This window comes from Kitasatospora sp. NPDC001095 (assembly GCF_053598615.1).
The window spans coordinates 170,563-195,685 of record NZ_JBSFKQ010000008.1 but is presented as its reverse complement, the minus strand read 5'-3'; the positions used below and the strand labels follow the sequence as shown (position 1 = coordinate 195,685).

General features: G+C 74.5%; 28 protein-coding genes, 1 other RNA gene and 1 pseudogene. 17 read left to right on the top strand and 13 right to left on the bottom strand.

The features are described 5' to 3' along the window. The first annotated feature begins 27 nt into the window (after positions 1–27). Positions 28–843 (top strand): site-2 protease family protein, encoded by an 816-nt coding sequence (locus tag ACWDBB_RS10820; protein ID WP_449789245.1) that lies wholly within the window; start codon positions 28–30, stop codon positions 841–843. Positions 844–866: 23 nt separating this feature from the next. Here ACWDBB_RS10820 and ACWDBB_RS10815 read toward each other — a convergent pair whose 3' ends face one another. Both ACWDBB_RS10815 and npdG read right to left on the bottom strand, forming a co-directional pair. Beyond that, the gene (locus ACWDBB_RS10815) at positions 867–1,052 is read right to left on the bottom strand and encodes a hypothetical protein (protein WP_392869538.1); all 186 of its coding nucleotides are present in this window, start codon (positions 1,050–1,052) and stop codon (positions 867–869) included. Between the two features lie 164 nt (positions 1,053–1,216). After that, positions 1,217–1,909 (bottom strand): NADPH-dependent F420 reductase, encoded by a 693-nt coding sequence (gene npdG / locus ACWDBB_RS10810; RefSeq protein WP_449789244.1) that lies wholly within the window; start codon positions 1,907–1,909, stop codon positions 1,217–1,219. A gap of 47 nt (positions 1,910–1,956) precedes the next feature. On the opposite strand from npdG, the gene ACWDBB_RS10805 reads away from it, so the two are divergent. Both ACWDBB_RS10805 and ACWDBB_RS10800 read left to right on the top strand, forming a co-directional pair. Beyond that, positions 1,957–2,634 (top strand): hypothetical protein, encoded by a 678-nt coding sequence (locus tag ACWDBB_RS10805; protein ID WP_449789243.1) that lies wholly within the window; start codon positions 1,957–1,959, stop codon positions 2,632–2,634. 126 nt (positions 2,635–2,760) lie between these two features. Then, entirely contained in the window at positions 2,761–4,068 is a 1,308-nt protein-coding gene (locus ACWDBB_RS10800; protein WP_449789242.1) for an MFS transporter, read from the top strand. Between the two features lie 18 nt (positions 4,069–4,086). Here the strand turns inward: ACWDBB_RS10800 and ACWDBB_RS10795 are convergent. Together ACWDBB_RS10795 and ACWDBB_RS10790 are read right to left on the bottom strand one after the other, a co-directional pair. Next, positions 4,087–4,230 (bottom strand): annotated as a pseudogene (locus tag ACWDBB_RS10795) (type II toxin-antitoxin system RelE family toxin); the annotation flags it as partial. Positions 4,231–4,270: 40 nt separating this feature from the next. Beyond that, on the bottom strand, positions 4,271–4,498 hold the full coding sequence (locus ACWDBB_RS10790) for a hypothetical protein (protein ID WP_392869546.1): 228 nt from the start codon (positions 4,496–4,498) through the stop codon (positions 4,271–4,273). A gap of 146 nt (positions 4,499–4,644) precedes the next feature. Here ACWDBB_RS10790 and map point away from each other — a divergent pair, with 146 nt between their 5' ends. After that, on the top strand, positions 4,645–5,490 hold the full coding sequence (gene map / locus ACWDBB_RS10785) for a type I methionyl aminopeptidase (protein ID WP_449789241.1): 846 nt from the start codon (positions 4,645–4,647) through the stop codon (positions 5,488–5,490). A gap of 51 nt (positions 5,491–5,541) precedes the next feature. Here map and ACWDBB_RS10780 read toward each other — a convergent pair whose 3' ends face one another. Then, positions 5,542–6,237 carry a bifunctional DNA primase/polymerase gene (locus tag ACWDBB_RS10780; protein ID WP_449789240.1) on the bottom strand — a complete coding sequence of 232 codons (696 nt, stop codon included), beginning with the start codon at positions 6,235–6,237 and terminating at the stop codon, positions 5,542–5,544. 431 nt (positions 6,238–6,668) lie between these two features. Here ACWDBB_RS10780 and ACWDBB_RS10775 point away from each other — a divergent pair, with 431 nt between their 5' ends. Then, the gene (locus tag ACWDBB_RS10775; RefSeq protein ID WP_392869552.1) at positions 6,669–6,887 is read left to right on the top strand and encodes a hypothetical protein; all 219 of its coding nucleotides are present in this window, start codon (positions 6,669–6,671) and stop codon (positions 6,885–6,887) included. Between the two features lie 42 nt (positions 6,888–6,929). After that, positions 6,930–7,127, top strand: a complete 198-nt coding sequence (locus ACWDBB_RS10770; protein WP_449789239.1) for a hypothetical protein — start codon at positions 6,930–6,932, stop codon at positions 7,125–7,127. Positions 7,128–7,199: 72 nt separating this feature from the next. Here the strand turns inward: ACWDBB_RS10770 and ACWDBB_RS10765 are convergent, their stop codons facing one another. After that, positions 7,200–7,880 (bottom strand): PadR family transcriptional regulator, encoded by a 681-nt coding sequence (locus ACWDBB_RS10765; RefSeq protein ID WP_449789238.1) that lies wholly within the window; start codon positions 7,878–7,880, stop codon positions 7,200–7,202. A gap of 154 nt (positions 7,881–8,034) precedes the next feature. On the opposite strand from ACWDBB_RS10765, the gene ACWDBB_RS10760 reads away from it, so the two are divergent. Next, positions 8,035–8,433 carry an ACT domain-containing protein gene (locus tag ACWDBB_RS10760; protein ID WP_392869558.1) on the top strand — a complete coding sequence of 133 codons (399 nt, stop codon included), beginning with the start codon at positions 8,035–8,037 and terminating at the stop codon, positions 8,431–8,433. Positions 8,434–8,531: 98 nt separating this feature from the next. After that, entirely contained in the window at positions 8,532–8,789 is a 258-nt protein-coding gene (locus ACWDBB_RS10755) for a Prokaryotic metallothionein (protein ID WP_449789237.1), read from the top strand. A 48-nt stretch (positions 8,790–8,837) separates the two neighbouring features. Here the strand turns inward: ACWDBB_RS10755 and ACWDBB_RS10750 are convergent, their stop codons facing one another. Then, complete coding sequence (locus tag ACWDBB_RS10750) at positions 8,838–9,071, bottom strand: hypothetical protein (protein WP_449789236.1); 234 nt, start codon at positions 9,069–9,071, stop codon at positions 8,838–8,840. Between the two features lie 392 nt (positions 9,072–9,463). On the opposite strand from ACWDBB_RS10750, the gene ACWDBB_RS10745 reads away from it, so the two are divergent. Then, the gene (locus ACWDBB_RS10745) at positions 9,464–10,726 is read left to right on the top strand and encodes a transcriptional regulator (RefSeq protein WP_449789235.1); all 1,263 of its coding nucleotides are present in this window, start codon (positions 9,464–9,466) and stop codon (positions 10,724–10,726) included. A gap of 205 nt (positions 10,727–10,931) precedes the next feature. On the opposite strand, the gene rnpB is transcribed toward ACWDBB_RS10745, so the two are convergent. Both rnpB and ACWDBB_RS10735 read right to left on the bottom strand, forming a co-directional pair. After that, positions 10,932–11,329, bottom strand: an RNA gene (gene rnpB, locus ACWDBB_RS10740) — RNase P RNA component class A. A gap of 13 nt (positions 11,330–11,342) precedes the next feature. Continuing rightward, complete coding sequence (locus ACWDBB_RS10735) at positions 11,343–12,845, bottom strand: MFS transporter (RefSeq protein WP_449789234.1); 1,503 nt, start codon at positions 12,843–12,845, stop codon at positions 11,343–11,345. A 232-nt stretch (positions 12,846–13,077) separates the two neighbouring features. Here ACWDBB_RS10735 and ACWDBB_RS10730 point away from each other — a divergent pair, with 232 nt between their 5' ends. Together ACWDBB_RS10730 and yaaA are read left to right on the top strand one after the other, a co-directional pair. Beyond that, complete coding sequence (locus tag ACWDBB_RS10730) at positions 13,078–13,530, top strand: DUF3995 domain-containing protein (protein WP_449789233.1); 453 nt, start codon at positions 13,078–13,080, stop codon at positions 13,528–13,530. A gap of 42 nt (positions 13,531–13,572) precedes the next feature. Next, on the top strand, positions 13,573–14,358 hold the full coding sequence (gene yaaA / locus ACWDBB_RS10725; protein WP_449789232.1) for a peroxide stress protein YaaA: 786 nt from the start codon (positions 13,573–13,575) through the stop codon (positions 14,356–14,358). Between the two features lie 20 nt (positions 14,359–14,378). Here the strand turns inward: yaaA and ACWDBB_RS10720 are convergent, their stop codons facing one another. From ACWDBB_RS10720 to ACWDBB_RS10710, 3 genes are read right to left on the bottom strand one after another with little or no spacing between them, the layout of a single operon-like run. Continuing rightward, positions 14,379–15,515 carry a bifunctional RNase H/acid phosphatase gene (locus tag ACWDBB_RS10720; RefSeq protein ID WP_449789231.1) on the bottom strand — a complete coding sequence of 379 codons (1,137 nt, stop codon included), beginning with the start codon at positions 15,513–15,515 and terminating at the stop codon, positions 14,379–14,381. Positions 15,516–15,519: 4 nt separating this feature from the next. Then, complete coding sequence (locus ACWDBB_RS10715) at positions 15,520–16,263, bottom strand: zinc ribbon domain-containing protein (RefSeq protein ID WP_449789230.1); 744 nt, start codon at positions 16,261–16,263, stop codon at positions 15,520–15,522. A 23-nt stretch (positions 16,264–16,286) separates the two neighbouring features. Then, positions 16,287–17,123, bottom strand: coding sequence for a Nif3-like dinuclear metal center hexameric protein (locus tag ACWDBB_RS10710; protein ID WP_449789229.1), 837 nt, complete (start codon positions 17,121–17,123; stop codon positions 16,287–16,289). A gap of 547 nt (positions 17,124–17,670) precedes the next feature. Between ACWDBB_RS10710 and ACWDBB_RS10705 the strand changes: the two genes are divergently transcribed. From ACWDBB_RS10705 to ACWDBB_RS10695, 3 genes are all read left to right on the top strand, one after another. Then, positions 17,671–18,012: a hypothetical protein gene (locus ACWDBB_RS10705; protein WP_449789228.1), complete on the top strand. Its 342-nt coding sequence runs from the start codon at positions 17,671–17,673 to the stop codon at positions 18,010–18,012. Next, positions 18,009–20,000 (top strand): alpha/beta hydrolase family protein, encoded by a 1,992-nt coding sequence (locus ACWDBB_RS10700; RefSeq protein ID WP_449789227.1) that lies wholly within the window; start codon positions 18,009–18,011, stop codon positions 19,998–20,000. Before ACWDBB_RS10705 ends, ACWDBB_RS10700 begins: the two co-directional genes overlap by 4 nt. Positions 20,001–20,373: 373 nt before the next feature. Next, positions 20,374–20,547, top strand: coding sequence for a hypothetical protein (locus tag ACWDBB_RS10695; protein WP_392869578.1), 174 nt, complete (start codon positions 20,374–20,376; stop codon positions 20,545–20,547). 87 nt (positions 20,548–20,634) lie between these two features. On the opposite strand, the gene ACWDBB_RS10690 is transcribed toward ACWDBB_RS10695, so the two are convergent. Beyond that, complete coding sequence (locus ACWDBB_RS10690) at positions 20,635–21,717, bottom strand: alcohol dehydrogenase catalytic domain-containing protein (RefSeq protein WP_449789226.1); 1,083 nt, start codon at positions 21,715–21,717, stop codon at positions 20,635–20,637. A gap of 206 nt (positions 21,718–21,923) precedes the next feature. Between ACWDBB_RS10690 and ACWDBB_RS10685 the strand changes: the two genes are divergently transcribed. The 3 genes from ACWDBB_RS10685 (at position 21,924) to ACWDBB_RS10675 (ending at position 25,016) form a co-directional block, all read left to right on the top strand. Beyond that, positions 21,924–22,577: a class I SAM-dependent methyltransferase gene (locus ACWDBB_RS10685; protein ID WP_449789225.1), complete on the top strand. Its 654-nt coding sequence runs from the start codon at positions 21,924–21,926 to the stop codon at positions 22,575–22,577. Between the two features lie 215 nt (positions 22,578–22,792). Then, a complete protein-coding gene (locus ACWDBB_RS10680; protein WP_449789224.1) occupies positions 22,793–23,983 on the top strand; it encodes a hypothetical protein in 1,191 nt (396 codons plus the stop codon). A 7-nt stretch (positions 23,984–23,990) separates the two neighbouring features. Then, positions 23,991–25,016 (top strand): N-acetylmuramoyl-L-alanine amidase, encoded by a 1,026-nt coding sequence (locus ACWDBB_RS10675; protein WP_449789223.1) that lies wholly within the window; start codon positions 23,991–23,993, stop codon positions 25,014–25,016. Positions 25,017–25,123 lie beyond the last annotated feature (107 nt).

Below are 25,123 nucleotides of genomic sequence, written 5' to 3'. Positions count from 1 at the left end.
TTCCCCTGCCCACGGAGCACCCACACCATGACCTTCGCCGCCACGCCGCGCTCCCGCAGCGAGGACCGCCGGATCAGCCCGGTGTTCTGGGTGCTCCTCGCCGTCCTCGGCACCTCCGGCTGGGCGGTGTACCAGGGTTACGGCAACGCCTCGTTCGGGGTGTTCCTGTTCGTGGTCGCGGGCTGGATGGTCTCCCTCTGCCTGCACGAGTACGCCCACGCGCGCACCGCGCTGCACGGCGGCGACATCACCGTCGGCGCCAAGGGCTACCTCACGCTCAACCCGCTGAAGTACGCCAACGTACTGCTCAGCTTCGTGCTGCCGATCGTCTTCGTGATCCTCGGCGGCATCGGCCTGCCCGGCGGCTCGGTCTGGATCGAGCGCCACCGCATCCAGGGCCGGCTCAAGCACAGCCTGGTCTCGGCGGCCGGCCCGCTGGTCAACCTGCTCATCGCGGCGGCGCTGCTGATCCCGATCGGCGCGGGCTGGCTGGACGATCCCACCGTGCACGCGTACTGGAACGGCTACGAGCTGATCATCTCGCCGTTCTCCGGCGCGCTGGGCTTCCTCGGCTTCCTGCAGCTGAGCGCCGCGGTGCTGAACCTGCTGCCGGTGCCCGGGCTGGACGGCTACGGCATCGTCGAGCCCTGGCTGTCGTACAAGACCCGGCGCGCGGTCGAGCCGTTCGCGCCGTACGGGATGCTCGCGGTGTTCGCGCTGCTGTGGCAGCCCCAGGTGAACCAGTTCTTCTTCGGGATCGTCCACGGCCTGATGACCCTGTTCGGCGTGGACCAGGACTACGCGACGCTCGGCCGGTACCTGTTCAGCTTCTGGAAGAACTAGCCCCGGCTGGTTGCCGGGCCGGCTCAGCCCTGCTCGGCGACCGCGGCGGCGATCTTGGCCCGGCGGCGGTTCATCCACAGCACGTTGCTGGCCACCCCGGCCAGCGGCAGCCAGATCAGGCCCAGCCAGAAGCCCTGGACCAGCGAGACCACGAGGGCCACGAGCGCGAGGACGACGGCGGCCAGGGCGAAGACGGACGTGCGAGGCATGGCGGAAGGCTCCTAGAACGGGTGTGGGCGGCCGGGTCACGGCCGCCACCCATTGTCGCCGACCTCACCTCCGGCGCCGGGCCAGGGGTGAGGTCGACACGGCCGTCGGGCCCGTCCTGTCGGTCAGGGCGGCCCCGGGGACGACCGGTAGGACGGGCCGTCGCTCAGACGTCGGTGATCCGCAGACCCGCGTGGGCCTTGTAGCGGCGGTTGACCGAGATCAGGTTGGCCACCAGCGCCTCCACCTGGTGGGCGTTGCGCAGCCGGCCCGCGAAGACGCCGCGCATCCCGGGGATGCGGCCGGCCAGGCCCCGGACGATGTCCGTGGCCTCCCGGTCGTCGCCGAGCACCATGACGTCGGTGTCGACGGACTCCACCGACTCGTCCTGGAGCAGCACGGCCGACAGGTGGTGGAACGCGGCGGTGACCCGGGAGTCCGGCAGCAGCGCGGCGGCCTGCTCGGCGGCGCTGCCCTCCTCCGGCTTCAGCGCGTACGCGCCCTGCTTGTCGAAGCCCAGCGGGTTGACGCAGTCGACGACGATCTTGCCCGCGAGCTCCTCGCGCAGCGCCGTCAGGGTGGCGGCGTGGCCGTCCCACGGGACCGCGATGATCACCACGTCGCTCTCCCGGGCGACGGTGGCGTTGTCGGCGCCGCGCACGCCGAGGCCCAGCTCGGCCGCCGAGGCCTCGGCCCGGGCGGCGTCGCGGGAGCCGATGATCACCTGCTGGCCGGCCTTGGCCAGCCGCAGGGCCAGGCCCCGCCCCTGGTCGCCGGTGCCGCCGAGGACACCGACCACCAACTGCGAGACGTCGGGTACCTCGTGGGCCGGGTTTGTCGCTGAATCGAGGGAAGTCATGGGCCGATCCTGCCAAATCCCGGGCCTCGCGGGACATCCTGGGCCGCATGGACGCGGTGAGAGTTTCGGCACTCCGGGAACGGCTGACGGGAACGGGCTGGCTGGAGGCGGTCGGCGGCTTCGCCGGGGCGCTGCGCCGATCGGTGGACCGGCGCGGGGCGAGCGGGCTGCTGCTGGTCGGAACCGAGACGTACGAGCCCTGGCACCTGGCCGCCCACCTGGACGACCAGGCCGCCTGGTCGGACGTCCCCGGGCTGGCACCCACCCTGCTGCGGCACAGCCCGCCGGCCGACGCCCCCGCCCATCTGACGCACGATCTGCGCAGACTCGCCGAGGCCGGGCGAGGCGCCACCGTGCTGCTGGTGGTCCCGCGGACGGCCGGCGCCCCGCTGCTGGAGCGGGTGCACGACGCCCGGCGGCACGGCGCGACGGTGCTGTCGCTGGACGGGGGCGGGCCGGGCGGGCCCGGTGAACCCGGCGGCCTCGGCGGCCTCACCCGTCCTGGCGGTCACGGCGGTCACGACGGTCTCGGCGGTCTCGATGAGCTCCGCGAGCTCGCGCACGAGCGGCTGGTCGTCGGCACCGCCGCCGAGGAGCCCTTCGACCTCGCCCAGCACCTGGTCAGCGCCGCCGCCGGGCAGCGGCCCGGCCTCCGCTCCGTCCGGGCCCGGCTCGCCGACCTCGCCGGGCGGCTGACGTCGACGCCCGCGATCAGCCGCTGGTAGCCGGTGGTGGCCTTCGGTCCGTCGGCACGTGCCGGTCCGTCACCACGTGGAAAACCCTTTGCGGAAGGCGTGACCACCACCCGAGGATGATGGTTCGTGAACGTCGACGAACCCCCGCATCCCCCCGTGTCCGGACGCGCCCGGAAGCTGGTGCGCTCGCTGACGCCCGACCTGTCCCCCTGGCGCGCCTCCCGTGACTTCCGCTACCTGTGGACGTCCGGCTGCGTCACCAGCTTCGGCAGCTTCCTGACGTTCATCGCCGTGCCGATGCAGATCAAGGAGCTCACCGGCTCCTCCTTCGCGGTCGGTCTGATCGGCGCCGTCGAACTCGTCCCGCTGATCGTCTTCGGCCTGTGGGGCGGCGCCCTCGCCGACGCCCTGGACCGCCGGAAGCTGGTGCTGCGCGCCGAGGCCGCGCTCGGCCTGCTGGCCGGGCTGCTGCTGCTCAACGCCCTGCTGCCGCATCCGCTGCTCTGGCCGGTCTATGTGGTCGCCGCACTGGCCGCGGCCGCCGACGGCCTCCAGCGCCCGGCGCTGGACTCGCTCACCCCGCGGGTCGTCCCGCACCAGCACCTGGCGGCCGCGTTCGCCCTCAAGTCGCTCTACCACAACGTCGCCTCGATCGCCGGGCCGGCGCTGGCCGGTGTGGTGGTGGCCTTCGCCGGGGTGCAGACCGCGTACGCGCTGGACATCCTCACCTTCGCCGCCTCGCTGCTGCTGCTCGTCCGGATCAAGGCGGTGCCGCCGCCCACAGGTGCCGAACGGCCTTCCGTCCAGGCGGTGTTGAACGGCGTCCGGTACGCCTGGAGCCGCAAGGACCTGCTCGGCACCTACGCGATCGACACCTGCGCCATGCTGTTCGCCTACCCGGTGGCCGTCTTCCCGTTCCTGGCCTCGGAGTTGGGGGCGGACTGGGCGCTCGGGCCGATGTACGCGGCCTCCGCCCTCGGCGCCCTGCTGGTCGGCGCGACCAGCGGCTGGACCTCCCGCGTCCACCGGCACGGACGGCTGCTGGTGGCCGCCGCCGTCGGCTGGGGCGGGGCGATGGCACTCGCCGGCCTGTCCGAGCACATCTGGCTGGTGCTGCTCGGCCTGGCGCTGGCCGGCGGCGCCGACGAGATCAGCGGGCTCGCCCGCTCGACCATGTGGAACCAGTCCATCCCGGACGAGCTGCGCGGCCGGATGGCCGGCGTCGAACTGCTCAGCTACTCCGTCGGCCCGCAGCTCGGCCAGGTCAGGGCCGGCACCATGGCCGGACTGATCGGCGTGCGCGCCGCCGTCTGGACCGGCGGCATGGCCTGCGTCGTCGCCGTGCTCGCGGTCGCCGCCGCCCTCCCGAAGCTGCTCGCCTACGACGACCGCACCGACCCCCACGCCGCCGCCGTCCGCGCCGCCCACGAACACGCCGAACCCGAGGCCACCCCGGCGACGTGACCGGCACCCCGCCCCGGGTTACCGGGCGCTCCGCCAGGGGCCGTAGATCGTGGAGCAGTGGCCGACGTGGACCACCCACACCACCAACTGCCCGTTGTCGACCGTGCAGACGATGCGGTAGTCACCCACCCGCAGTCGCCGCCGGTCGGGCTGCGAGACGAGTACACATGGGCGCGATCGAGCCGACACCGCCGGCCCGGGTCTACTCGGCGTCGTCCTTCGGCTGGTCGCTCCAGCGCGGGTCGTTCTGCCACTCGCGGTTGCGTTCGTCGGCGATGCGCAGGGCCTGGGCGGCCTCCTCGGGGCTGGCGTAGGGGCCGAGGCGGTCCTTCGCCGGGCACTCCGGGCCCTCTTCGACCTTGTCGTGCTTGATGCAGTAGAACCACTCGCCGGGCTTGCCGGTCGGCTTGCGGTTGAATCCGAGGGGCATCGCGCTCTCCTGTTCAGAAGGCCGGAAGGACTGGGTCGGTACCGATCATTCCCCGCCCCGGGCCGGGACGCACACCGCCCTGGACCGGCCAGGGACCGGCGGGGATCGCCCAGGGTCCGGATCGGCCCGGCGACTAGACTCGCGGCATGGCTCTCGTACCCGGCATCCAGTCCCCCATCCGCAAGGTCCCGGCGAACATCGCGCGCCCCGAGTACGTCGGCAAGCCCGCGCCGACGCCGTACACCGGGCCCGAGGTGCAGACCGCCGAGACGATCGAGAAGATGCGGATCGCGGGCGGGATCGCCGCCCGGGCGATGGAGGAGGCGGCCAAGCTGATCGCCCCCGGTGTCACCACCGACGCGCTGGACGCCGTCGCCCACGCGTACATGTGCGACCACGGCGCCTACCCGTCCGACCTCGGCTACCGGGGCTTCCCCAAGTCCGTCTGCACCTCGATCAACGAGGTGATCTGCCACGGCATCCCGGACTCGACCGTGCTCCAGGACGGCGACATCGTCAACATCGACGCCACCGCGTACATCCACGGGGTGCACGGCGACCTCAACGCCACCTACCTGGTCGGCGACGTGGACGAGGAGTCCCGGCTGCTGGTCGAGCGCACCCGGGAATCCCTCAACCGGGCGATCAAGGCGGTCAAGCCGGGCCGTCAGATCAACGTCATCGGGCGGGTCATCGAGTCCTACGCCAAGCGCTTCGACTACGGCGTGGTGCGGGACTTCACCGGGCACGGCATCAACACGTCGTTCCACTCCGGCCTGATCATCCCGCACTACGACAGCGAGCGGGCCACCGAGGTGATCAAGCCGGGCATGACCTTCACCATCGAGCCGATGCTGACCCTGGGCACCTACGACTACGAGATCTGGGAGGACGGCTGGACCGTCGTCACCAAGGACCGCAAGCGCACCGCCCAGTTCGAGCACACCCTGGTGGTCACGGCGGACGGCGCGGAGATCCTCACCCTGCCGTGACCCGCGGCGCCGTGACCCGCGCAGCGGTGTCCGGCGCCGCCCGGTGGGCGTCTAGCCGATCAGCCACTGCTCCTCGGCGACGGCGCCCACCTCGGTGCAGGCGTCGGTGAGCACGTCCAGGACGCGCAGCGGGTCCGGCAGCGGCTGCTCGGGCCCGCGCAGCCACCGCACGTGGGAGCCGTCCGGCAACGCGGCCGGCGGCAGCAGGGTGTACGAGCCGCGGCAGTGCCAGCGCAGGCCGGGGTGCTCGGACATGGTGTCCGGGGTGGAGTCGAGCGCGCTCGGCCACCACTCGTCCTCGTCCTGCGGGGTGCCGCGGGTGGCGGTGAAGAAGAGGTAGCGTTCCTCGCCGACGGCGGCGACCGGGCCCTCGACGCCCAGCGCCGTCAGCCGTTCCAGCGCCAGCCGGCCGGCCTCCGCCGGGACGTCCAGCACGTCGTGCACCCGGCCGGTGGCGGTGACGAAGTTGGCCTGCGGGTCGCGGGCGAGCCAGCGGGAGAGCTGTTCGGGGTCGGTGGTGGCCTGGGTCTGCCAGGCGAAGGAGACCGGGTGCTGGGCGGGGGCCGGGCAGGCCACCCGGTCGCAGGAGCACCGGTAGCCGGCCGGGTGGGTGGCCGGCGCGAGCGGGAATCCGGCGCGCACCGCGCCGAGCAGCTGATCGAGTCCGGCGGCCGGGTCGTCCGAGCCCCCCGCCCGCTGACGATCACGCTTCTGCCACCAGGTCGTCCACCTGCTGCCGGCTTCCATCGGGCCCCTTCCGCGCAACTGCCGTGCCTGGTGCGACACAGCGTTCGACGTACCACTCGACGCAACGCACGGCGCCCCCGGCTGCTTCCCGGGGTGCTCGGCCCTGACGTCCGCGCCCTGCCGGCCGCGGCCCGGGGTCACCGGACGGCCGACGCCCGGGTCACGGTACGCAGTCGCGGCAGCACGCTGTCCGCGCCAAGTCGACCGGAGGGCGCGCGGATTCGCGCCTCGACCGGCCCGTACGGGGCCCGCTGACCCGGGGTGGACCCCGAGGGCGTAACAGGAAGGATAAGGGTGCGGAGGGCTTCCGGATGACCGGGGGCGGTGCCTCTCCGGTCACACTCCCGACGCGGCCCCGGTCGCTCCGGGACCGCTCCCGGGCCGGTGCCCGGCCGGTCCCGGGTCCTCGGCGGAGGTGAGACCCTGGAGGGATGAAGAGCGCGGACACCGAATTCGTCGGCGGCCCCCTGGACGGAACGATCCTGCCGATCCCGCTGGGGCCGATACTCGGCGTGCCGAAGAAGTACAAGGTCCCGGTCCCCGCGCACGGCGAGGCCCCCGCACGCACACTGGTGTACGTCCGGAGCAAGCAGGTTCGGGGCCTGAGCTGGTTCTGGCGCTACGAGTACGACGAGGCGGCCTCCGGCTGACGGCCGCCCCCTTCCTCCGCACGCTCCCCCCGGGAGGTCGGCATGGCGAGGACGGTACGGCACCCGAGGAGCCGCTCCCGGGCGGTCGAGCACCACAACCGGCAGGTGGCCGGCGTCACCGGGCTGCTGCTGCCGGCGGTGTGCGTCCACAGCGTGGTCATCGGGCCGAGCGCCTGGCTCTGGTTCGGGTGGGCGGTGCTGGTGCTGGTGTGCGTGGCACTGTTCGTGGTCCGGCCGTGAGGCCGTCCCCGGACCGCCCGACCGCCCGACCGCCCGGGCAGCGGCACCGCCCGCCCCGTCCCCCAGGACCGGTCAGTCATCCTCGGCGAGGATGAGGTACAGCTTCTTGCGGGCCTCGGTCAGCACCGTCAGCCCCTTGGCGCGCTGCGCCTCGGTGCCGGTGGTCATGACCTGGCGGATCGCCTGGTCGACGGCGGCGAGCGCCTGGCCGACCTCCTGGACGGCCTCCCAGTCGACCTCCCGGCCGGCTTCCGCCCACGGCTCGGCCGGCCCGGCGTCGGCCTCGGCCCGGCCCGCCTCGGTGAGCGAGACCAGCCGCTTGCCGCCGACCTCCTCCGCGGTGATCAGACCCTCCTCCTCCAGCAGCTGGAGGTTGGGGTAGATCGACCCGGGACTGGGCCGCCAGGCCCCGCCGGTCCGCTCGGTGATCTCGGCGATCATCTCGTAGCCGTGCATCGGCCGCTCCTTGAGCAGCGCCAGCAGCGAGGCCCGGACGTCACCGCGCCGGGCCCGCCCGCCGCGCCGCCCGTGCGGACCACCGCGCCGGCCACCGTGCCCGCCGAAGCCGTGCCCGTACGGGCCGCCCATCGGCCGGCCGGGGCCGCCGCCGAACGGCGGGCCGAACCCGCCGAACGCCTCCCGACCCTCGCCCTGCCCGGGCATCCCCCGGAACTCCGGGCCCGGGCCGCGGCGCCGACCGCCGCCGCGCGGGTCCTCCCAGCGGAATCGCCTTCCCTGACGTTCTGAGCGCATCGCGCCCACCTCCTCGAATCCCAGAGGTTCAACGAGGCAGTCGAGTCACTGTCTCGATAGTTCGACGATATATCGGTGACTATCGCTCGTCAACGGATTCCGACACGCCCACGGAGCACCGCGCATCCCCCGCCCAGCCGCTACGGTGGCGGGCATGGCCGCAGAACGAGACCTCGCGACACTGCTGCGCGCGATGAGCCCGCAGCTCAACCCGGGGCGGTACGTCTACTGCACGCTCCCCGCGCGGGTGCCCGCCGGCATGCGGCCGGTGGTGACCGTCGCCGAGCCCGAGGGGGTGACGATGGTGGTCGCCCAGGAGGAGGCGGACGCGCTCGGGCTGCGCTACGAGTACGTGGCGGCCTGGATCACCCTGCGGATCCACTCGGCACTGGAGGCCGTCGGACTCACCGCCGCCGTGTCCGGCCGGCTCGCCGAGGAGGGCATCAGCTGCAACGTGGTGGCCGGCTTCCACCACGACCACCTGTTCGTCGCCGCCGACGACGCCGATCGCGCCGTCCGCGCCCTGGAGGAACTCTCCGCCCGTTCCGCCTGACGGCGACGCCGAGTGGCCGTCTCCCCGGGAGCCTCCAAGACTGGAAGTGACCGCGCGACCACCCCGGGCCGCGGCCCCACCGGAAGGAGACGGCCGCCATGGCAATCTGCGTCACCTGCGGCAACGACTACTGGCTGGCCTTCGAGATCAAGACGGTCACCGGCGACACCTACACCTTCGACAGCTTCGAGTGCGCGATGGAGAAACTCGCGCCACGCTGCGAACAGTGCCACGTCCGCATCGTCGGCCACGGCGTCGAGGTCGCCGGCATGTTCTTCTGCTGCGCCAACTGCGCCCGCGTCAGTGGCGGCCTCGGCGACCAGATCCGCGACGCCGTCGGCGCCCACCCCGCCTGAGACCGCCGTGCCCGCCCCGGCCGGGGCGGGCATCTCCCGTCCGGGGCGTCACCGCGTCGCCGAGGGCGGGGGGACCGCGCACTCCTGGTCGTACTTGTGCTGGAGGTCGGACAGCCGCTTCTCGTCGTACGACAGCTGTCGGCGGTCCGCGGCCAGTCCCGCCTCGGCCTCGGAGACCCTCACCGGATCGGGAGGGTTCTGGGCGTTCAGCTGCGCGAGCCGGGTCTGGTCGTCCGCCACCGCCGTGTGGTCGCGGTCCACCGCGTGCTCGGCCGTGGTCATCCACACCCGCATGCGACTGCACGTGTCCTGTGCCGGAGGGGCCATGGTCGCGCCCCCTTCCTCTCGGATTCGGGCGTTGCCCGCTGCCTCCATCGTGGCGCCGCCCCGCCGCGGGCCGCATCCGGAACGAAGTGTCGGCATGGATCGGGCCGTGCTTTGTGCGCGGCAGCGTCGTCCTGGTCGTCACAGCGGCCTCCGGTAGTCAGGGGCCGCCCGGCGCTCTTCCATGGAGCCGAGGGGGATCGGTGATTCCTCGCGCTGGGCGGCTGTTAGTCATTGAACGGCGCGGGCATGCCGTAGGAGAGGGGCCACGAAGGGGTGCATTTTCTGGCAGGGGGCCGCCAATGGGGCCGGAATTGATGCACCGTCAGCTTCGATCGAGGGGGCCACTTGTGAGCGGTGTCAGCCCGGACGGGATCGGCCGCCTGCTACGGGAGATCCGCGAGGCGCATCCGAAGAAGACACGCGCCGAGCAGGCAGAGTTAGTCGCCGCAGCAAGTGGTGAGTGGTGCGACTGGGAGACCATCAAGCGGTGGGAAACGGAGAAACGAATTCCGCAGAAACCGTCGTACCAGGGGATCGCCGACGCCTACGGTCTGACCGTGGACCAGGTGGCCGAGGCCGCCGCCGCCTCGCGGCGGTACCGGAGTGAGCGCAGCACGAAGGGCTACAGCGTGGACAGGCGGAAGTTCATCGGAGCAGGGATAGGAGCAGCCGCCGGCATCGTCGTGCTGCCCGATATCGCGCAGGCCCGCGAGGGGATCGCCGCCGCGCTCAGGCCATCCGGAGAGGGCGATCTCGCCTACCTGGAATCGGCGTTCGAGCGGCACCGGGGCGGCTACCGTGGCCGGGCACCGGAGGCGGTGCTCGCCGAGATGATGGGTGATCTCGATCTGCTGGGCGAGGTGCTGAACCGCCCTCACCCGGCGCGTACCCGTGCAGACCTCGCCCGGACGGCGGCAGGCATTGCGGGCTTGGTGGCGATCGTCCAGCACGATCGCGGCGACCAGCGCGACGCCTACCGGTGGTTCGCCACCGCCGAGCAGGCCGCGCGAGAGTCCGGTGATCAGCGGATGATCGCGTGGGTGCTGGCCCGGCATGCCATGGTCCCGCTCAACTACGGCGCTCCTGGCGCTGCCGCTCGGATCGCCGAGCGGGCCCGGCGGGAGGCGGGGAGCAGCCCAACGGCGGCCGGAGCACTCGCTGCGGCCGTCACCGCGCGGGCTCAGGCGGCCTCCGGAGACCTCGATGGGGCCCGGCGAGCACTGGACGACGCGCGCAATCTCGCGGAGCGCCTGGACGGCGCCGAGGCGGCCGACACCTGGTTCGGCTACCCCGAGCAGAAGCACCACGTGCACCTGTCGCAGGCGTACACACTGCTGGGCGACACGGGCAGCGCCTACCAGGCGCAGGAGGACGCCCTGGCGCTCACGGATTCTCCGTCGGTGATGGTGCGCGCCCTGCTGGCAGTGGACACCGCCGCATGCCTGCACGTCGACGGCGACCCGACCGGTGCCGCCGAAATGGCATCCGGGGTGTGGGAGCGGCTGCCGGCCACCTACCGTGAGGGTCTGATCCGATCCCGCGCCGAGACGCTGCATCGCCAGCTCACCGGTCGGCCGTACGCGCTGCTCGGGGAGGCGCTGGCCAGCTGAGTCGCGCGTCGAGTGCTGTCGTGATCAGCGCATGGGTCTCGGATGGCTGTTTCGACAGTTCTCACCGCCACGCGATCGCCACAGCACACCCAGAAACAGGCAGAAACAGAAACGAAGAGTCAGCAAGTGGTTACAGGCCTTCGAGGCATGAAAAGGCCCCCTGACCTGCTGTTTCGCAGGTCAGGGGCCTTCCTCAGGTCGGCGACGGAAGAGTCGGCCTGTACGCCGGGTTCTGTCTCCCGGGTTGCTCACGCGGCCCGGGGAGGCGGCCATCCATCTAGGGCTGCCGTTGCCGACAGCCTCGTGCGGTCCACCCGCGGACTCGGGCGAGCAGCCTTCGAACGTCCGCGCACGGTGCCCGAGGGCACCGATCTTGACCTTGCTCCAGGTGGGGTTTACCTAGCCGGCCGGGTCACCCCGGTCGCTGGTGGTCTCTTACACCACCGTTTCACCCTTACCCACCACGAAAAGCGGTGGGCGGTCTGTTTTCTGTGGCACTGTCCCGCGGGTCACCCCGGGTGGGCGTTACCCACCACCCTGCTCTGTGGAGCCCGGACGTTCCTCGGCGGGTCTGGGACCCGTCGCGACCGCCCGGCCGGCTCTTCCGCCGTAGTGGTCATCGTAGCCGCTCGGGCGGTGCCTCCTGTACACCGGACCGGACGGGCGGTGCCTCGGAGCCGAGGCGGGCCGCCACCCGGGCGGCCGTCGCGCTCGCCCAGGCGGTGGTGGTGGCCAGTCCGAGGGCGAGGACCGCGCCGCCGAGGCCGACCAGGATCCACCAGCCGGCGTGGCTGGCCGGGGCGAAGCCGGTCGCGACCGGCCCGACCACGGCCGAGGTGACGACCGTGCCGATCACCGCCACGCCCAGCGACTGGCCGACCTGACGGCTGGTCGAGGCGACCGCGGCCGCCACCCCCGCCTGGGCGCGCGGCATGCCGGCGACGGCGGAGTTGGTGATCGGCGCGTTCACCATGCCGAAGCCGAAGCCGAACAGCCCGTACGCGACCAGCAGCAGGGCCGGCGGGGAGTCGGCGGCGAGCCGGGTGAGCAGCAGCCCGCTCGCGGCGATGCCGAGGCCGGCCGCGACCAGCGGCAGGCGCGGGCCCCGGGCGGCGACGATCCGTCCGGAGAGCGGCGCGCAGACCAGCATCATCCCGGCCATCGGCAGGGTCCACAGGCCGGCCTCGACCGGGCTGTAGTGGCGGACGTCCTGGAGGTAGAGGGTGTTGAGGAAGAGGAAGCCGCCGAGCGCGGCGAAGGCGCAGACCGCGGTGACGGTGGCGCCGGTGAACGGCGCGCTGGCGAAGAACCGCGGGTCCACCAGCGGCTGGGCCACCCTCCGTTCCCAGAGCGGGAAGGCGATCAGCGCGGCCCCGGCGGTCGCGGCCAGGGCGAGGATCAGCGGGGAGGTCCAGCCGTTGGCCGGACCCTCGATGATCGCGGCGGTGCCGCAGCCGAGCAGCACGATCATCAGCAGCTGGCCCACCGGGTCCAGTCGGCGCGGCCGGGGCGCGCGGGACTCGGGGACGAAGCGGGCGGTCAGCGCGATGGCGGCGAGCGCCACCGGGACGTTGATCAGGAAGATCGACGGCCAGCCCGCGCCGTCCACCAGGAAGCCACCGAGCAGCGGTCCGAGCGCCATCGAGATGCCGACCACGCCGCCCCAGACGCCGATCGCCCTGGCCCGTTCCTTCGGGTCGGTGAAGGTGTTGGTGATGATCGACATCGCCACCGGGTTGAGCATCGAGCCGCCCACCGCCTGCAGCGCGCGGAACGCCACCAGCCAGCCCAGGCTCGGTGCCAGGCTGCACAGCAGCGAGCCGAGCGCGAAGCAGACCAGGCCGGTCTGGAACACCCGGCGGCGGCCGAAGCGGTCGGCCACCGAGCCGAACAGCATCAGCAGCGAGGCCAGCACCAGGGTGTAGGCGTCGATGATCCACTGCAGCCCGGACGCCGGGGCGCCCAGGTCCCGCTGGATCACCGGCAGGGCGATGTTCACCACGGTGTTGTCGAGGCCGACGATGAACAGGCTCAGGCAGCAGATCGCCAGGACGAGCAGACGGCGGCGGGGCCCGAGGGCGGGCGCGGGCGCGGCGGTGCGGGGCTGGGGGGCGGGCACGGACCGATCCTCCCACCGCGGGACGTGCCCGGGCGGGTGGGCGGCGCGTCCGGGTGGCGGCGCCGGGGCGGCGGCGGGCGTGTCGCGGGCGGGCGCGGGAGCGGCGGCGGGCGGGCGCGGGAGCGGCGGCAGGCGGGCGCGGGCTTCCCCGGCTCCGGCGGGCGGGGGCCCGGACCGGTGTAAGCGCTCGTACGGTGGGGGCAGCCGACGGTGCACGAAGGGGGTTCGGGCGATGAGTGGTGTGGTGCGGGCGGCCGGGGGCGCGGTGGCCGCGGTCCTGGGGGCGACCGGGGTGCTGCACGCGGTGTGGACGGTGACGCCGTGGCCGCTGGGGTCCGCGGAGGAGTTCGCGGACGCCGTGGTGGGCCGGGGCGACGGGGTGCCGCCGGTGTCCGCGTGCCTGGTGGTGGCGGGGGCGCTCGGGGCCGGGGCGTACCTGGTGGGGGCGGAGGCCGGGGTGCTGCCGGCGGTGGGGCCGCGACGGCTGCGGCGGGCCGGGGTGCGGACGGTGGCGGTGGTGCTGCTGGCGCGCGGGCTGGCCGGTCCGGTGGTGTTCGGGCGGGTCGGTGAGCGCTCGGAGCGGTTCCGCCGGCTGAACGCGCGGTACTACTCGCCGCTCTGTGCCGCGCTGGGGGCCGGGGCCGCCGTGGTCGCGGGGGCGGGGTCGGGGCGGCGGCCGCAGTAGGGTTGCGGGGTTCGTCTGCAACAGATTGTCGAGGTGTCCGCTGTGCTGGTGCTTTTGCCGCCCTCGGAGGGCAAGTCAGGGTCCGGGGACGGCGCGCCGGTGGAGCTGGAGCGGCTGTCGCTGCCCGGGCTGACGGCGGCGCGCGGCGCGGTGCTGGACGCGCTGGTGGGCCTGTGCCGGGGCGACGAGGACACCGCCGCCGGGGTGCTCGGCCTCTCCCCCGGCCTGCGCGGCGAGATCGCCAGGAACGCCGCGCTGCCGACGGCCGGCGCCCGCCCGGCGGGCGAGGTGTACACCGGGGTGCTGTTCGACAACCTCGGCCTGGCCACCCTGGACGAGGCCGCGTACGACCGGGCCGAGCGTTCGCTGCTGGTCTTCTCCGGCCTCTGGGGCGCCGTGCGGATCTCCGACCGGATCCCGTCCTACCGCTGCTCGATGGGCGTGAAACTCCCCGAGCTGGGGGCGCTCGGCGCGTACTGGCGGAGCGCGACGGCCTCCGTGCTTCCGGACGTCGCGGACGGCCTGGTGCTGGACCTGCGCAGTTCCGCGTACGCGGCGGCCTGGAAGCCGGCCGGTGAGGTGGCCTCCCGCACGGCGACCGTCCGGGTGCTCCAGGAGCGCGACGGCAAGCGCACCGTGGTCAGCCACTTCAACAAGGCGACGAAGGGCCGGATCGTCCGGGACCTGCTGCTCGCCGGCGCCGAGCCGAAGACCCCCGACGCGCTGATGGAGGCGCTGCTGGACCTGGGCCACCACGTGGAGCTGGCGGCCCAGGGCACGGCGCGCAAGCCGTGGCAGCTGGACGTGGTGGTCACCGAGGTGCGCTGACCCTCCCCCCGAGGGGCGGGTCAGCGCAGGTGCGAGGTGTCGTTGAGCAGCCGCAGCGAGGCGTTGCCGTCCGCGTAGTACTGGACGGCGCAGATCGAGGCGGCGGACAGCTCCATCCGGTACATCGAGTCCGGCGGGGCGCCGAGCGCCAGCCGGACCAGGGTCTTGATCGGGCTGACGTGCGAGACCACCAGCACGGTCTTCCCCGCGTACCGGGCGAGGATCTTGTCCCGGGCGACGCCGGCCCGGTGGGTGAGCGTGGTGAAGCTCTCGCCGCTGCCGGTCGGCTTGGCCTTGGCGGAGCCGAGCCAGGCGGTCAGGTCGTCCGGGTACCGCTCCCGCACCTCGGCGAAGGTCAGGCCCTCCCAGTCGCCGAAGTCGACCTCGCGCAGCCCGTCCTCGTACCGGACCTCCAGGCCGAGCCGGGCGGCGACGGTCTCGGCGGTCTGCCGGGTGCGGCGCATCGGGGAGGCGACGACCGCCTGGACGCTGCCGCGCGCGGCCAGCGCCTCGGCGGCCCGCTCGGCCTGCCAGCGGCCCTTGTCGGAGAGCTCCGGGTCGCTGCCGCCGCTGCCGGAGAAGCGCTTCTCCGGGGTGAGCGGGGTCTCGCCGTGGCGCAGCAGGACGAAGGTGGTGGGGGTGCCGAGGTCGGCGGGGGCGGCCCAGCCGGCCTTGGCGGCGGGGGGCTCGGGCAGGGGTTCCTCGACGGCGGCGGCCGCCGGCTTGCGGGGCTCCCACTGGCGCCCGGCCTTGCCCGCGTCCATCGCCTCGTTGGCCAGCCGGTCGGCGTCCTTGTTCCGCTCGCGCGGGATCCAGGTGTACGTGACCCTGGCGCGCGGGAAGACGGTGCGCGCCTCGGCGGCGAGCGGCTGCATGTCGGGGTGCTTGATCTTCCAGCGCCCGGACATCTGCTCGACGACCAGCTTGGAGTCCATCCGGACGTCCACCGAGGCGTCCGGGTCCAGCTCCCGGGCCGCCTTGAGCCCGGCGATCAGGCCCTTGTACTCGGCCACGTTGTTGGTGGCGTGGCCGATGAACTCGGCGGCCTCGGCGACGATCTGCCCGGTGTCCCCGTCGCGGACCACCGCGCCGTAGCCGGCCGGCCCCGGGTTGCCCCGGGACCCGCCGTCGGCTTCGACGATGAAGCGCGCCGTCACCGGCTCAGACGCCCGAGTCGGAGGTGCGGACCAGGATCCGCGAGCAGTTCTCGCAACGGACGACCTTGTCGGCCGGCTCGGCCTTGATGGCGTTCAGCTCGGTGATCGAGAACTCGGTGCGGCAGCCCTCGCAGCGGCGCTGGTAGAGGCGGGCCGCGCCGACGCCGCCCTGGGTCTCGCGCAGCTTGGTGTAGACCTTCAGCAGGTCGGCCGGGATGACGGCGGCGATGGTCTCGCGGTCGCGCTTGACCTTGTCGGCCTCCGCGTCGATCTCGGCGAAGGCGGCGTCGCGGCGGCCCTCGGCCTCCTTGAGCACGACGGTGGAGTGCTCCAGGCGGGCGGTCAGCTCCTCGACCCGGCTGGTGGCGCTCTCCTGGCGCTCCATGATCCCCAGCACGACGTCCTCCAGGTCGCCCTGGCGCTTGGCGAGCGAGCCGATCTCGTGCTGGAGGTTCTCCAGGTCCTTCGGCGAGGTGATCGCGCCGGAGTCCAGGCGCTGCTGGTTGCGGGCGGCACGGGAGCGGACCTGCTCGACGTCCTGCTCGGCCTTGGCCAGCTCGCGGGCGGTGTCGCCCTTCTGGGCCTCGGCGGCGACGACGAGGTCCTTCAGGGCGGTGTGGTCGGCGGTGGCCTTCTCGATCTCGGCGTGCTCGGGCAGGCTCCGGCGCCGGTGGGCCAGCTGGTCGAGCTTCGAGTCGATGGCCTGGAGGTCGAGCAGGCGGATCTGGTCGGCGGGCGCGGCGTTCAAGCGGAGTGCTCCTGTGAATCGGGTCAGGCGGTGAAGGACATGGGGGCGTGCGCGGTCCACGGGTCGGTGACCCGGTGGGAGACCTTGGTCTCCACGGCCCAGCCGCGCTTGTCGGCGGCGGCCAGCAGGGCCCGCTCGGCCAGGGTGAGCCAGGGCCACTCGGTGGCCCAGTGGGCGGCGTCGAGCAGCGCGACGGGCGCCGCCTCGGCAGCCTCGGAGGCCGGGTGGTGACGCAGGTCGGCGGTCAGGTAGGCGTCCACGCCGGCCGACCGGACGTCGGCGAAGAGGCTGTCGCCGGAGCCGCCGCACACCGCGACCCGGCCGATCAGCCGGTCGGGGTCGCCGGAGACGCGGACACCCGCGGCGGTGGCGGGCAGGCCCTTCGCCACCTGCGCGGCGAAGGCGGCGAGGGTCAGCGGGGGCTCCAGCAGGCCGATCCGGCCGGTGCCGCGGCGGCCCAGCGGGTCGGTCGGGTCCGGCACCAGCGGGCCGGTCACCCGCAGGCCCACCGCCTCGGCGAGGGCGTCCGAGACGCCGGGGTCGGCGTGGTCGGCGTTGGTGTGGGCGACGTGCAGGGCGATGCCGTTGGTGATCAGCGTGTGCACCACCCGGCCCTTGAAGGTGGTGGCGGCGACGCTGGTGGTGCCGCGCAGGTAGAGGGGGTGGTGGGTGACCACGAGGTCGGCGCCCCACTCCACGGCCTCGTCGACGACCGCCTGGACGGGGTCGACGGCGAACAGCACACGGTTGACCTCGGCCTGAGGGTCTCCGCAGACCAGGCCGACGGCGTCCCAGGACTCCGCCCACTGCGGGGGGTAGACCTCTTCGAGCGCGGTGATGACGTCGGACAGTTTCGGCACCTGTCGAGACTACCGTGCGCGCGGGGGCGGTCGGGCCTCGGCCGTTCGGCGGGCTGCCGGGGGAACCGTCGCCGCCGTTCGGACGCGGGAGCTGTGGGCGTACGGGTGCGCGTCAATCCGCGCCGGGAGGCGCCCGGCGGTCTCCACGCGCTCCGTACGCGGCCGCGCGCCGGGCGCCCGTTACTCACAGCAGTGTTCTCGTACGAATTCGAAACCGCGCCCTGATCACCCTTACGAGTGAAGTGACCGGCTCTGCGTTGAGGCTTCGGTTGGCTCGAAAGTAACTTCACTCCTGCGAACGGGAGTTGCCCCGGCGGCAGCCACGGCCAGCAGTCGGGCGGATGCCACGCCGGGCCGGACGGGATCCGGGTGGGCGCTCCCGCACCGGGGCGGCGCCGCCGCTCCTTCCGAGGGAACCGATCAGGCCGGGCCGCGCGCCCGGGTGCCGAGCGAGCAGTGGGCACCCGGGGACTGCGGCCGCGACGAAGGGATGTGGTGGCGGATGGGGGCGGGCACATCGCTGCGTACGGCCGGGGCGAGGGGATCGGTGGACCGCGGACCGGGAGCGGCGGGTTCGTGGCCGAAGACGACGCGGGCGGCACTGGCCGGCACCGACGCCCGCGAGGCGCTGCGGGACGAGGCCGCGCTGCTCGACCGGCCGGCGGGGCGGGGGCCGGCGCCGCGCCCCCTCGAACTGATCGAAGAAGAGGACTCCGTCTTCCTGGTGCAGGAACGAATCACCGAGCAGCCCCTGGGCAGCTGGGTGGCCGCCCGGCTGCGGCACGACGGCAGGCCCCGGCTCCGGCCGGCCCCGGCACCACCGGCCGTACGCCGGCAGCCGTCCGACCGAACGGACCCGTCCGGCACCACCGGGGTGAGCGGAGCATGAACGTGGCCACCCGGACCGCGACCCAGGCCCTGCGCCGGCTGAGCTTCGCCTTCGCCGCCGACGGCAGCCACGCCGCCTGCCTCGCCTCCGCCGCCGACAGCGGCTGGTACGTGGAGAGTTGGCGACTGCCGCCGGACGGCGAGCCGGCCGCGCCGACCCCGCTGCCGCTGCCCGGCAACCGCTCGGAGAGCCCGCGCTCGCAGCTGGTCGCCCTGTCGGACGGCTCGGTGCTGACCTGTCGGCACGACGGCGACCGGCACGACCTGGTCCGCCTCTCGCCCGGCGAAACCGGCACCCTGGAGCAGCAGTTGGGCTCACTGCGGATGGCCGGACTGCGCCTGCTGCCGCTCCCGGCGCGGGACGGCGCAGGCCCGCGGACGCCGGTGGCGGTCGCGCTCGGCAGCGACACCCGCCCGGCGACCACCGCCTGGCTGGTGCGCACGGACGGCAGCGAGCCCGAACAGGTCGCCGAGATCCCCGGGTTGCACGGCGGCGGCACCTGGCTGGACCGTACGGGCGCACTGCTCGCGCTGGACCGGGTGAACGCCGGCCTGGTCCGCAGCGTGGTGCTCGACCTGCGCACCGGCCGCACCAGCCCGCTGCTGGAGATCGGCCCGCAGAGCAACGACCGCCTGGTGCTGTTCGACCCGGACAGCCGGTTCGCGATGGTGCGCAGCGACGCGCCCGGCACCGACCGGCTCGGCTGGGGCGTCCTCGGCGCCGGGCAGCCGCTGCGGTTCCCGGAGTGCCTGCACGTCGCGGGCATGGTGTTGCGGCCGGTGGCACTGCGGGTGGCGGCGGACGGCCCGCGGGTCGCGGTGCAGATCGACCACGGCGCGGGATCGGCGCTCGCGCTGTGGCGGCCCTCGACCGGGCGGCTGGACCCGCTGCCGGTGCCGCCCGGGCGGCTCGGCGCGGTCGGTCACTGGGACGCGGCGGGGCTGCGGCTGCCGTACTCCTCGCCCGACCACCCGGCCGCGCTGGCCACCCTCGACGTGGACGCGCTGCTGGCGCACGGCCCGCTCCCGGCCGCCTCCGGACCGACGCCGCTGCCACTGCGACTCGCGCCGCTGGCCTCGGGGCTGCCCGGCCCGTGGCGGGACACCGTCCTGCCCTGGCAGCCCGGCGGGGTGCGCCCGGTGCGGACCGAACCGCCGGGCTGGCGGCTCGACGGCAGCACCCCGCCCGGCGACGGCGGCCGCTGGCACCCCGCGCAGAGCCTGGAACTGGCGGGCCCGGCAGGCCCGTTGGAGGCCGTGGTGTACGGCGGGGACGCCTGGCTGAGCAGCCCACACCTGGTGCTGGCGCTGCACGGCGGCCCGGCGGACGCCTGGCGGCTGGAGTTCGAGCCGGCGCTGCAGCGGATGGCCGCCGAGGGCCTGGCGGTCGTCGCCCCCAACCAGCGCGGCTCCACCGGTTACGGCGTGGCGCACGCGCTGGCCATCCGGGGTGCCTGGGGCGGCCCGGACCTGGACGACGTCCTCCACCTGCTGGACGGCATCGCGGGCCAGCGCGCCGCTCTCGGCCTGGAGCCGCCGGCCCTCTTCGGGGTCAGTTACGGCGCCTTCCTGGCGCTGCTGGCGGCGGCGCACGCGCCGGCCGAGCAGGTCGCCCGCTGCGCGGTGGTCGCGCCGTTCCTGTCCGGTGCCCGGCTGCTGGCCGAATCGGCGCCCCCCGTACGGGCGTTGACCACCCGGCTGGGCGGCGGCGAGCCGATCGCGGACCCCCGCGGACCGCGCGACGTGCTGCAGCTGGCGCACCGGCTGAGCGCGCCACTGCTGGTGGTGCACGGCAACCGGGACGAGGTCGTGCCGGTGAGCCAGTCCCGCTCGCTGCGGCACGAACTGCTGCGGATCGGCCGGGTCGAGGGCGAGGACTTCCGGTACGTCGAGGCGGCCGGATCCGGGCACGAGGTGCTCGCCGACGAGGGCGCCGCCGTCCTGCACGAGCTGCTGGCCACGTTCCTGCGGACCGGCCGTCCGGGCTGACCGGGCTGACCCGGCCGTCCGGGCTGACCTGGCGGTAGCCCTCCGGGCCCGGAGGCGCCGCGCTGGGCGATCCGAGTGAACCCGCCGCGGGTGGGCGCCGGTTGTCGGCCCGGCCCGTCCCCCGCCGCGGCGTCCCCGACCCACCCCGGACCGGGCGGCCGTCGGCTCGCTTCCGGGCCTCCGACCAGCCCGGGACTCGCGTCACGATCTCGATAGGATCTCGTCCGCCGCGGCCGTTATGGTGGCCGGGGCACGGGCCGCGATCACTGGCTGCGGGCGCGTACCGAGCGCCCGATCGGGGACCCGACCGTGCGCCACCGGCGCCGGCCGGGCGCCGATGACCTGCACCCTCCGCACGGAAAAGACGATTCTCATGTCCGACACCCTCACCGACACCACCGGACCCGCGGTTACCGGGACCGACGCCGACGAGAAGACGGCCAAGGACACCGCGTCGCACGGCCGCCACCGCGGTGGCTCCGCCGCCGACGACAGCCCGGAGACCGACCCGCACGGCCGCCACCGCGCGGCCGGGGCGCGGGGCTGACCGAACCGGCAGCGGGCCCGCCGGGAGTGCCCCCACTCCCCCGGCGGGCCCGACCCGTTTCCGGAGCCCGCCGGGGGAACGGCGCCCTCAGCCCATCGTCACGACCGTCCGCAGCGCCTCACCGCTGCGCATCTGCGCGATCGCCTCGTTGACGTCCGCGAGCCCGACCCGGTGGGTGACCATGCCGTCGAGGTCGATCCGCCCGGCGCGCCAGAGGTCCACGACGAGGCCGATGGTGCGCGACACCGTCGCCCCGCCGTAGAGCGAGGGCAGCAGGCGCTTCTCGTTGAAGAACAGCTCGCCCATCGTGAACTGCGCGAGGTCGTCCTGCGCGCCTGCGCCGATGACGACCACCGCGCCGCCGCGCCGGGCGGCGTCGTAGCCGGCCCGGACGGTGGCCGCGCGGCCGACCGCCTCGAAGACGTGGTCGAAGCCGCCGCCGGGCAGTTTCTTGGCCACCGCCTTCAGCTCCTCGGGCGCGATCGCCTCGGTGGCGCCGAACGCCAGGGCGCGCTCGCGGCGCGAGGTCACCGGGTCGACGACGGTGATCCGGCCGGCGCCGCAGACCCGGGCGCCCTGCACGGTGGCCACGCCGACGCCGCCCGCCCCGATCACCGCGACGGAGGCCCCGGGCTGGACCCCGGCGGTGTTCACCGCGGCGCCGATGCCCGTGGTCACGCCGCAGCCGATCAGCGCGGCGGCCTCGTACGGGAGGTCGGCGGGCACCTTGATGACGGCGTTCGCCGCGACCACGACCTCCTCGGCGAAGGCCCCGGTGCCGTAGAAGCCGGAGGCGCTCAGCTCCCCCTCGGCGATCCGGAAGCCGGGGGCGCCGAGGCCGCGCAGGCTGGCGACGCACAGGTGGCCGCGGTCCTGGCGGCAGTGGTCGCAGTGGCCGCACGGGGCCATCCAGCAGAGCACCACGCGGTCGCCGACGGCGAGACCGGTGACGCCCTCACCGACCTCCACCACGTCCCCGGCGCCCTCGTGCCCGGGGACGAACGGCGCGGGCTGCGGCAGCACACCGCTCATCGCGGAGAGGTCCGAGTGGCAGAGGCTGGCGGCGCGCATCCGCACCCGTACGGTGCCCGGCCCGAAGCCCACGGCCGTCACGTCCTCGCGCACGTCGAGGGTCTCCTGGCCGGTCTCGTGCAGGACGGCTGCGCGCATGGTGCTGCTCCCGGGGTGCCGGTGTTCCTCTGATCGACGGTCGCGCCGATTCTGGCACGGTCGGCGCAGCGCGACTAGAACGCGTTCCACACCCCGACCGGCCCGGACGCCCCGGCCGACACCGGACGCCCCGGGCGCCACCGCTCCCGCTACCGTCGAGTAGGGTCCGTGCACGTCCGCCCGCGTCCCGACCCCGAGGAGCACCCATGTCCGACCTGCTGCTGAGCGCCGAACCGGCGCCCGAGGTGCTGGCGGCGTTCGAGGGGGCCACCGGGTTCATGCCGGTGGACGAGGGGCTCGCACTGTACGCGGCGGCGGTGGCGGCGGCGCGCGGCACCGGGCTGCCGGTGCTGGAGATCGGCACCTACTGCGGCCGCTCGGCGATCCTGCTCGCGGCGGCGGCCCGGGAGGCCGGGACGGTCGCGCTGACCGTCGACCACCACCGCGGCTCGGAGGAGCAGCAGCCCGGCTGGGAGTACCACGACCCGACGCTGGTCGACCCCGAGGTCGGGCTGATGGACACCCTGCCGCGGTTCCGCCGCACCCTGCACGCGGCCGGGCTGGAGGAGCACGTGGTGGCCCTGGTCGGCCGCTCGCCGCGGATCGCCGCGCTGTGGGGGCGCCCGCTGGGCCTGGTGTTCATCGACGGCGGGCACACCGACGAGCACGCGACCGGCGACTACGAGGGCTGGGTCCCGCATCTGGCGCCGGAGGGCCTGCTGGTGGTGCACGACGTCTTCCCGGACCCGGCGGACGGCGGCCAGGCCCCGTACCGGGTGTACCTGCGGGCGCTGGCCGAGGGCTTCGAGGAGGTCTCGGTGACCGGCTCCCTGCGCGTCCTGCGCCGCGCCGCCCGCTGAGCCCGTTCAGCCGGCTGAGCCCGGCCGCGCGGCGGCCCGTGCGGCGGCCCGTGCGGCGGCCCGTGCGTTCCCGCCGCCCGGTCACCCGTTCGTTCCCGCCTCCCCGAGCCGATGCTCTAACGTCGTGCCAGGGCTGTCGGGCGGGGGTTCCACCGGTACGGTGGCCGCGCAGCACCAGGCAGAGCATCGGCGGACGGTTGGGGGCCAGCAGCGACATGACGGACCAGCAGAACAGCGCTCCGGCGGTCTGGGACCCCACCGCGCGCGGTGGCGCCGGCGGCTGGGTGCGCGGCCCGCAGCGCCCGGCCGACGCCCGGTCCGCGTCCGAGGCCTCCGCCGCCCCGGCACCCGCCGCGCCCACCGCACCCCTGCCGCCCGCGCCCGGCGCCGTCGGCGACCAGGGCCCGCCGCCGGGTGCCCGCCCGTACCCGGCCACCCCGCCCGGCTACGACCCGCCGACCGCCCGGCTGTTCCCCGCCGCCGCCCCGCCGCCCCCGGCCGCCCCGCCCGCGGCCTCGCCGTTCCCCTCCCACTCCGGCCCGCAGTCCCACGTGCCGCAGCAGGACCCCGGCCACGACTACTTCCTGCAGCCGCCCGCCGCTGCGCCGCCGCCCCCGCCCGCCGCCGCCCCGCCGCCCCCGTACGCCTTCCAGCCCGACTACCCGACCGGCCCCGTCGGCGAGGAGGAGCGGCCGGCCAACCGCAGGGCCCCGCTGCTGATCGGCTTCGCGCTGCTCCTGGTGCTGGCGGTCGGCGGCGGCCTGCTGTTCGCCGTCCGCGGCGGCGGCGACAAGGACGGCCAGGCCGCGCCCGCCCCGACCTCCGCCCCGGCGACCGGCGCGGACAGCCTGCCGCCCGCCCCCGCGCCCACGGGTACGGACGGCGCGCCGAGCGCCGCCGCGAGCGCGTCCGGCGCGCCGTCCCCGACCTCGACCGCTCCCGGCCCTGGCGCCCAGGCCCAGGCCCAGGCGCTGGACGCCCTGCTCAGCGAGGGCGAGAGCGCCAAGGCCCCGATCGGCAGCGCCGTCGCCAAGGTGACCAGCTGCCCGCCGAAGGCCGACATCGAGAGCGCCGCGCAGACCTTCGACAACGGCGCGACCCAGCGGACCGCCCTGCTGGCCAAGCTCTCCCAGCTGAGCGTCACGGACGTACCGGGAGGCGCGGACGCGGTGAACTCGCTGAAGTCCGCCTGGCAGCTGTCCGCCGACATCGACAAGGCGTACGCGAGCTGGGCGCGCTCCGTCGCCGCCCAGGGGTGCACCGGCAGGGCCCCGGCCACCCAGGACAAGAAGCACGCCGACGAGCTCAACCCGCAGGCCACCCAGGCGAAGACGGACTTCATGAACAAGTGGAACGCGATCGCGAAGAGCTACGGCCTGACTCCGCGCACCCAGGACAGGATCTGACCGACCAGTGACCGGCTCCGCCCCCCGACCGCCCCGTCGCTCCGCCCTGCTGCGCGCCACCACGGCCGCCGCGGTGGCCGTTCCGCTCTGCACGGCGGGCTGGTTCGGCTGGCGGGCACTCGACCGCTCCGACCCGGCGGGCGTCACCGCGGCCCCGGCCACCCAGGCCTCGGCGCCCGCGACTCCGGCAGCGCCCGCGACTCCTGCGACCGAACAGCCGAGCACCGCCGACGGCGCGGCCGCGCCGCCCCTCATCCCACCCGTGGCCCCGGCGCCCACCGACAGCGCACCCGCCGGGACCCCGCCCCCGCCCGCCGCCGGCGGTGAGGGCGCCGCCCTGGCCGGCCGCACCGTTCTGCTCGACCCCGGCCACAACCCCGGCAACTCCGCCCACACCGCCGAGATCGACCGCCAGGTGGACATCGGCAACGCCCGCAAGGAGTGCGACACCACCGGGACCGAGACCAACGCCGGCTACACCGAGGCCGAGTACACCCTGGACGTCTCCCGCCGGGCCCGCGCCATCCTGGCCACCCGGGGCGCCAAGGTGGTGCTGGTGCAGGACGGCGACCGCCCGTGGGGCCCGTGCATCGACGAACGCGCCCGCGCGGGCGCCGACGCGCACGCCGACGTCGCGCTCTCGGTGCACGGGGACGGCGGCCCGGCGGGCGGCAGCGGGTTCCACGTGATCATGCCCGCCAGGGTGGTGGCCGGGAAGGCGGACAACGCGGCGATCGTCGATCCCTCGCACCGGCTCGGGCTGCTGCTGCGCGACCGGTTCCACGCCGCGACCGGTGAGCCGTACGCGGACTACATCGCCAAGGACGGCCTGGACACCCGCTCCGACCTGGGCGGCCTCAACCTCTCCACCGTCCCCAAGGTGTTCATCGAGTGCGGTAACATGCGCAACTCGACGGACGCGAAGCGGATGACGGACCCTCAGTGGCGCCAGCAAGCGGCCCAGGGGATCGCCGACGCGCTGACCGCGTTCCTGACGACCCAGGAGAAGGCCGAAGAGCGACGCGGGAGTTGAGCCGCAGCCCCCCGCAGGACGACGCTTCGGCCGGACCGCACGGTTTGCAACGACTTCGCCCCATTCCCGGTCCCGCCGTGCACCGGCAGGACGGTTGGGCCTAGGCT

What these genes read in the sequence shown, in the direction of transcription:
- ACWDBB_RS10820 (WP_449789245.1), top strand. Translation starts at nt 28, where the DNA reads ATGACCTTCGCCGCCACGCCGCGCTCCCGCAGCGAGGACCGCCGGATC.
- ACWDBB_RS10815 (WP_392869538.1), bottom strand. Translation starts at nt 1,052, where the DNA reads ATGCCTCGCACGTCCGTCTTCGCCCTGGCCGCCGTCGTCCTCGCGCTC.
- npdG (WP_449789244.1), bottom strand. Translation starts at nt 1,909, where the DNA reads ATGACTTCCCTCGATTCAGCGACAAACCCGGCCCACGAGGTACCCGAC.
- ACWDBB_RS10805 (WP_449789243.1), top strand. Translation starts at nt 1,957, where the DNA reads ATGGACGCGGTGAGAGTTTCGGCACTCCGGGAACGGCTGACGGGAACG.
- ACWDBB_RS10790 (WP_392869546.1), bottom strand. Translation starts at nt 4,498, where the DNA reads ATGCCCCTCGGATTCAACCGCAAGCCGACCGGCAAGCCCGGCGAGTGG.
- map (WP_449789241.1), top strand. Translation starts at nt 4,645, where the DNA reads ATGGCTCTCGTACCCGGCATCCAGTCCCCCATCCGCAAGGTCCCGGCG.
- ACWDBB_RS10780 (WP_449789240.1), bottom strand. Translation starts at nt 6,237, where the DNA reads ATGGAAGCCGGCAGCAGGTGGACGACCTGGTGGCAGAAGCGTGATCGT.
- ACWDBB_RS10775 (WP_392869552.1), top strand. Translation starts at nt 6,669, where the DNA reads ATGAAGAGCGCGGACACCGAATTCGTCGGCGGCCCCCTGGACGGAACG.
- ACWDBB_RS10770 (WP_449789239.1), top strand. Translation starts at nt 6,930, where the DNA reads ATGGCGAGGACGGTACGGCACCCGAGGAGCCGCTCCCGGGCGGTCGAG.
- ACWDBB_RS10765 (WP_449789238.1), bottom strand. Translation starts at nt 7,880, where the DNA reads ATGCGCTCAGAACGTCAGGGAAGGCGATTCCGCTGGGAGGACCCGCGC.
- ACWDBB_RS10760 (WP_392869558.1), top strand. Translation starts at nt 8,035, where the DNA reads ATGGCCGCAGAACGAGACCTCGCGACACTGCTGCGCGCGATGAGCCCG.
- ACWDBB_RS10755 (WP_449789237.1), top strand. Translation starts at nt 8,532, where the DNA reads ATGGCAATCTGCGTCACCTGCGGCAACGACTACTGGCTGGCCTTCGAG.
- ACWDBB_RS10750 (WP_449789236.1), bottom strand. Translation starts at nt 9,071, where the DNA reads ATGACCACGGCCGAGCACGCGGTGGACCGCGACCACACGGCGGTGGCG.
- ACWDBB_RS10730 (WP_449789233.1), top strand. Translation starts at nt 13,078, where the DNA reads ATGAGTGGTGTGGTGCGGGCGGCCGGGGGCGCGGTGGCCGCGGTCCTG.
- ACWDBB_RS10700 (WP_449789227.1), top strand. Translation starts at nt 18,009, where the DNA reads ATGAACGTGGCCACCCGGACCGCGACCCAGGCCCTGCGCCGGCTGAGC.
- ACWDBB_RS10695 (WP_392869578.1), top strand. Translation starts at nt 20,374, where the DNA reads ATGTCCGACACCCTCACCGACACCACCGGACCCGCGGTTACCGGGACC.
- ACWDBB_RS10690 (WP_449789226.1), bottom strand. Translation starts at nt 21,717, where the DNA reads ATGCGCGCAGCCGTCCTGCACGAGACCGGCCAGGAGACCCTCGACGTG.
- ACWDBB_RS10685 (WP_449789225.1), top strand. Translation starts at nt 21,924, where the DNA reads ATGTCCGACCTGCTGCTGAGCGCCGAACCGGCGCCCGAGGTGCTGGCG.
- ACWDBB_RS10680 (WP_449789224.1), top strand. Translation starts at nt 22,793, where the DNA reads ATGACGGACCAGCAGAACAGCGCTCCGGCGGTCTGGGACCCCACCGCG.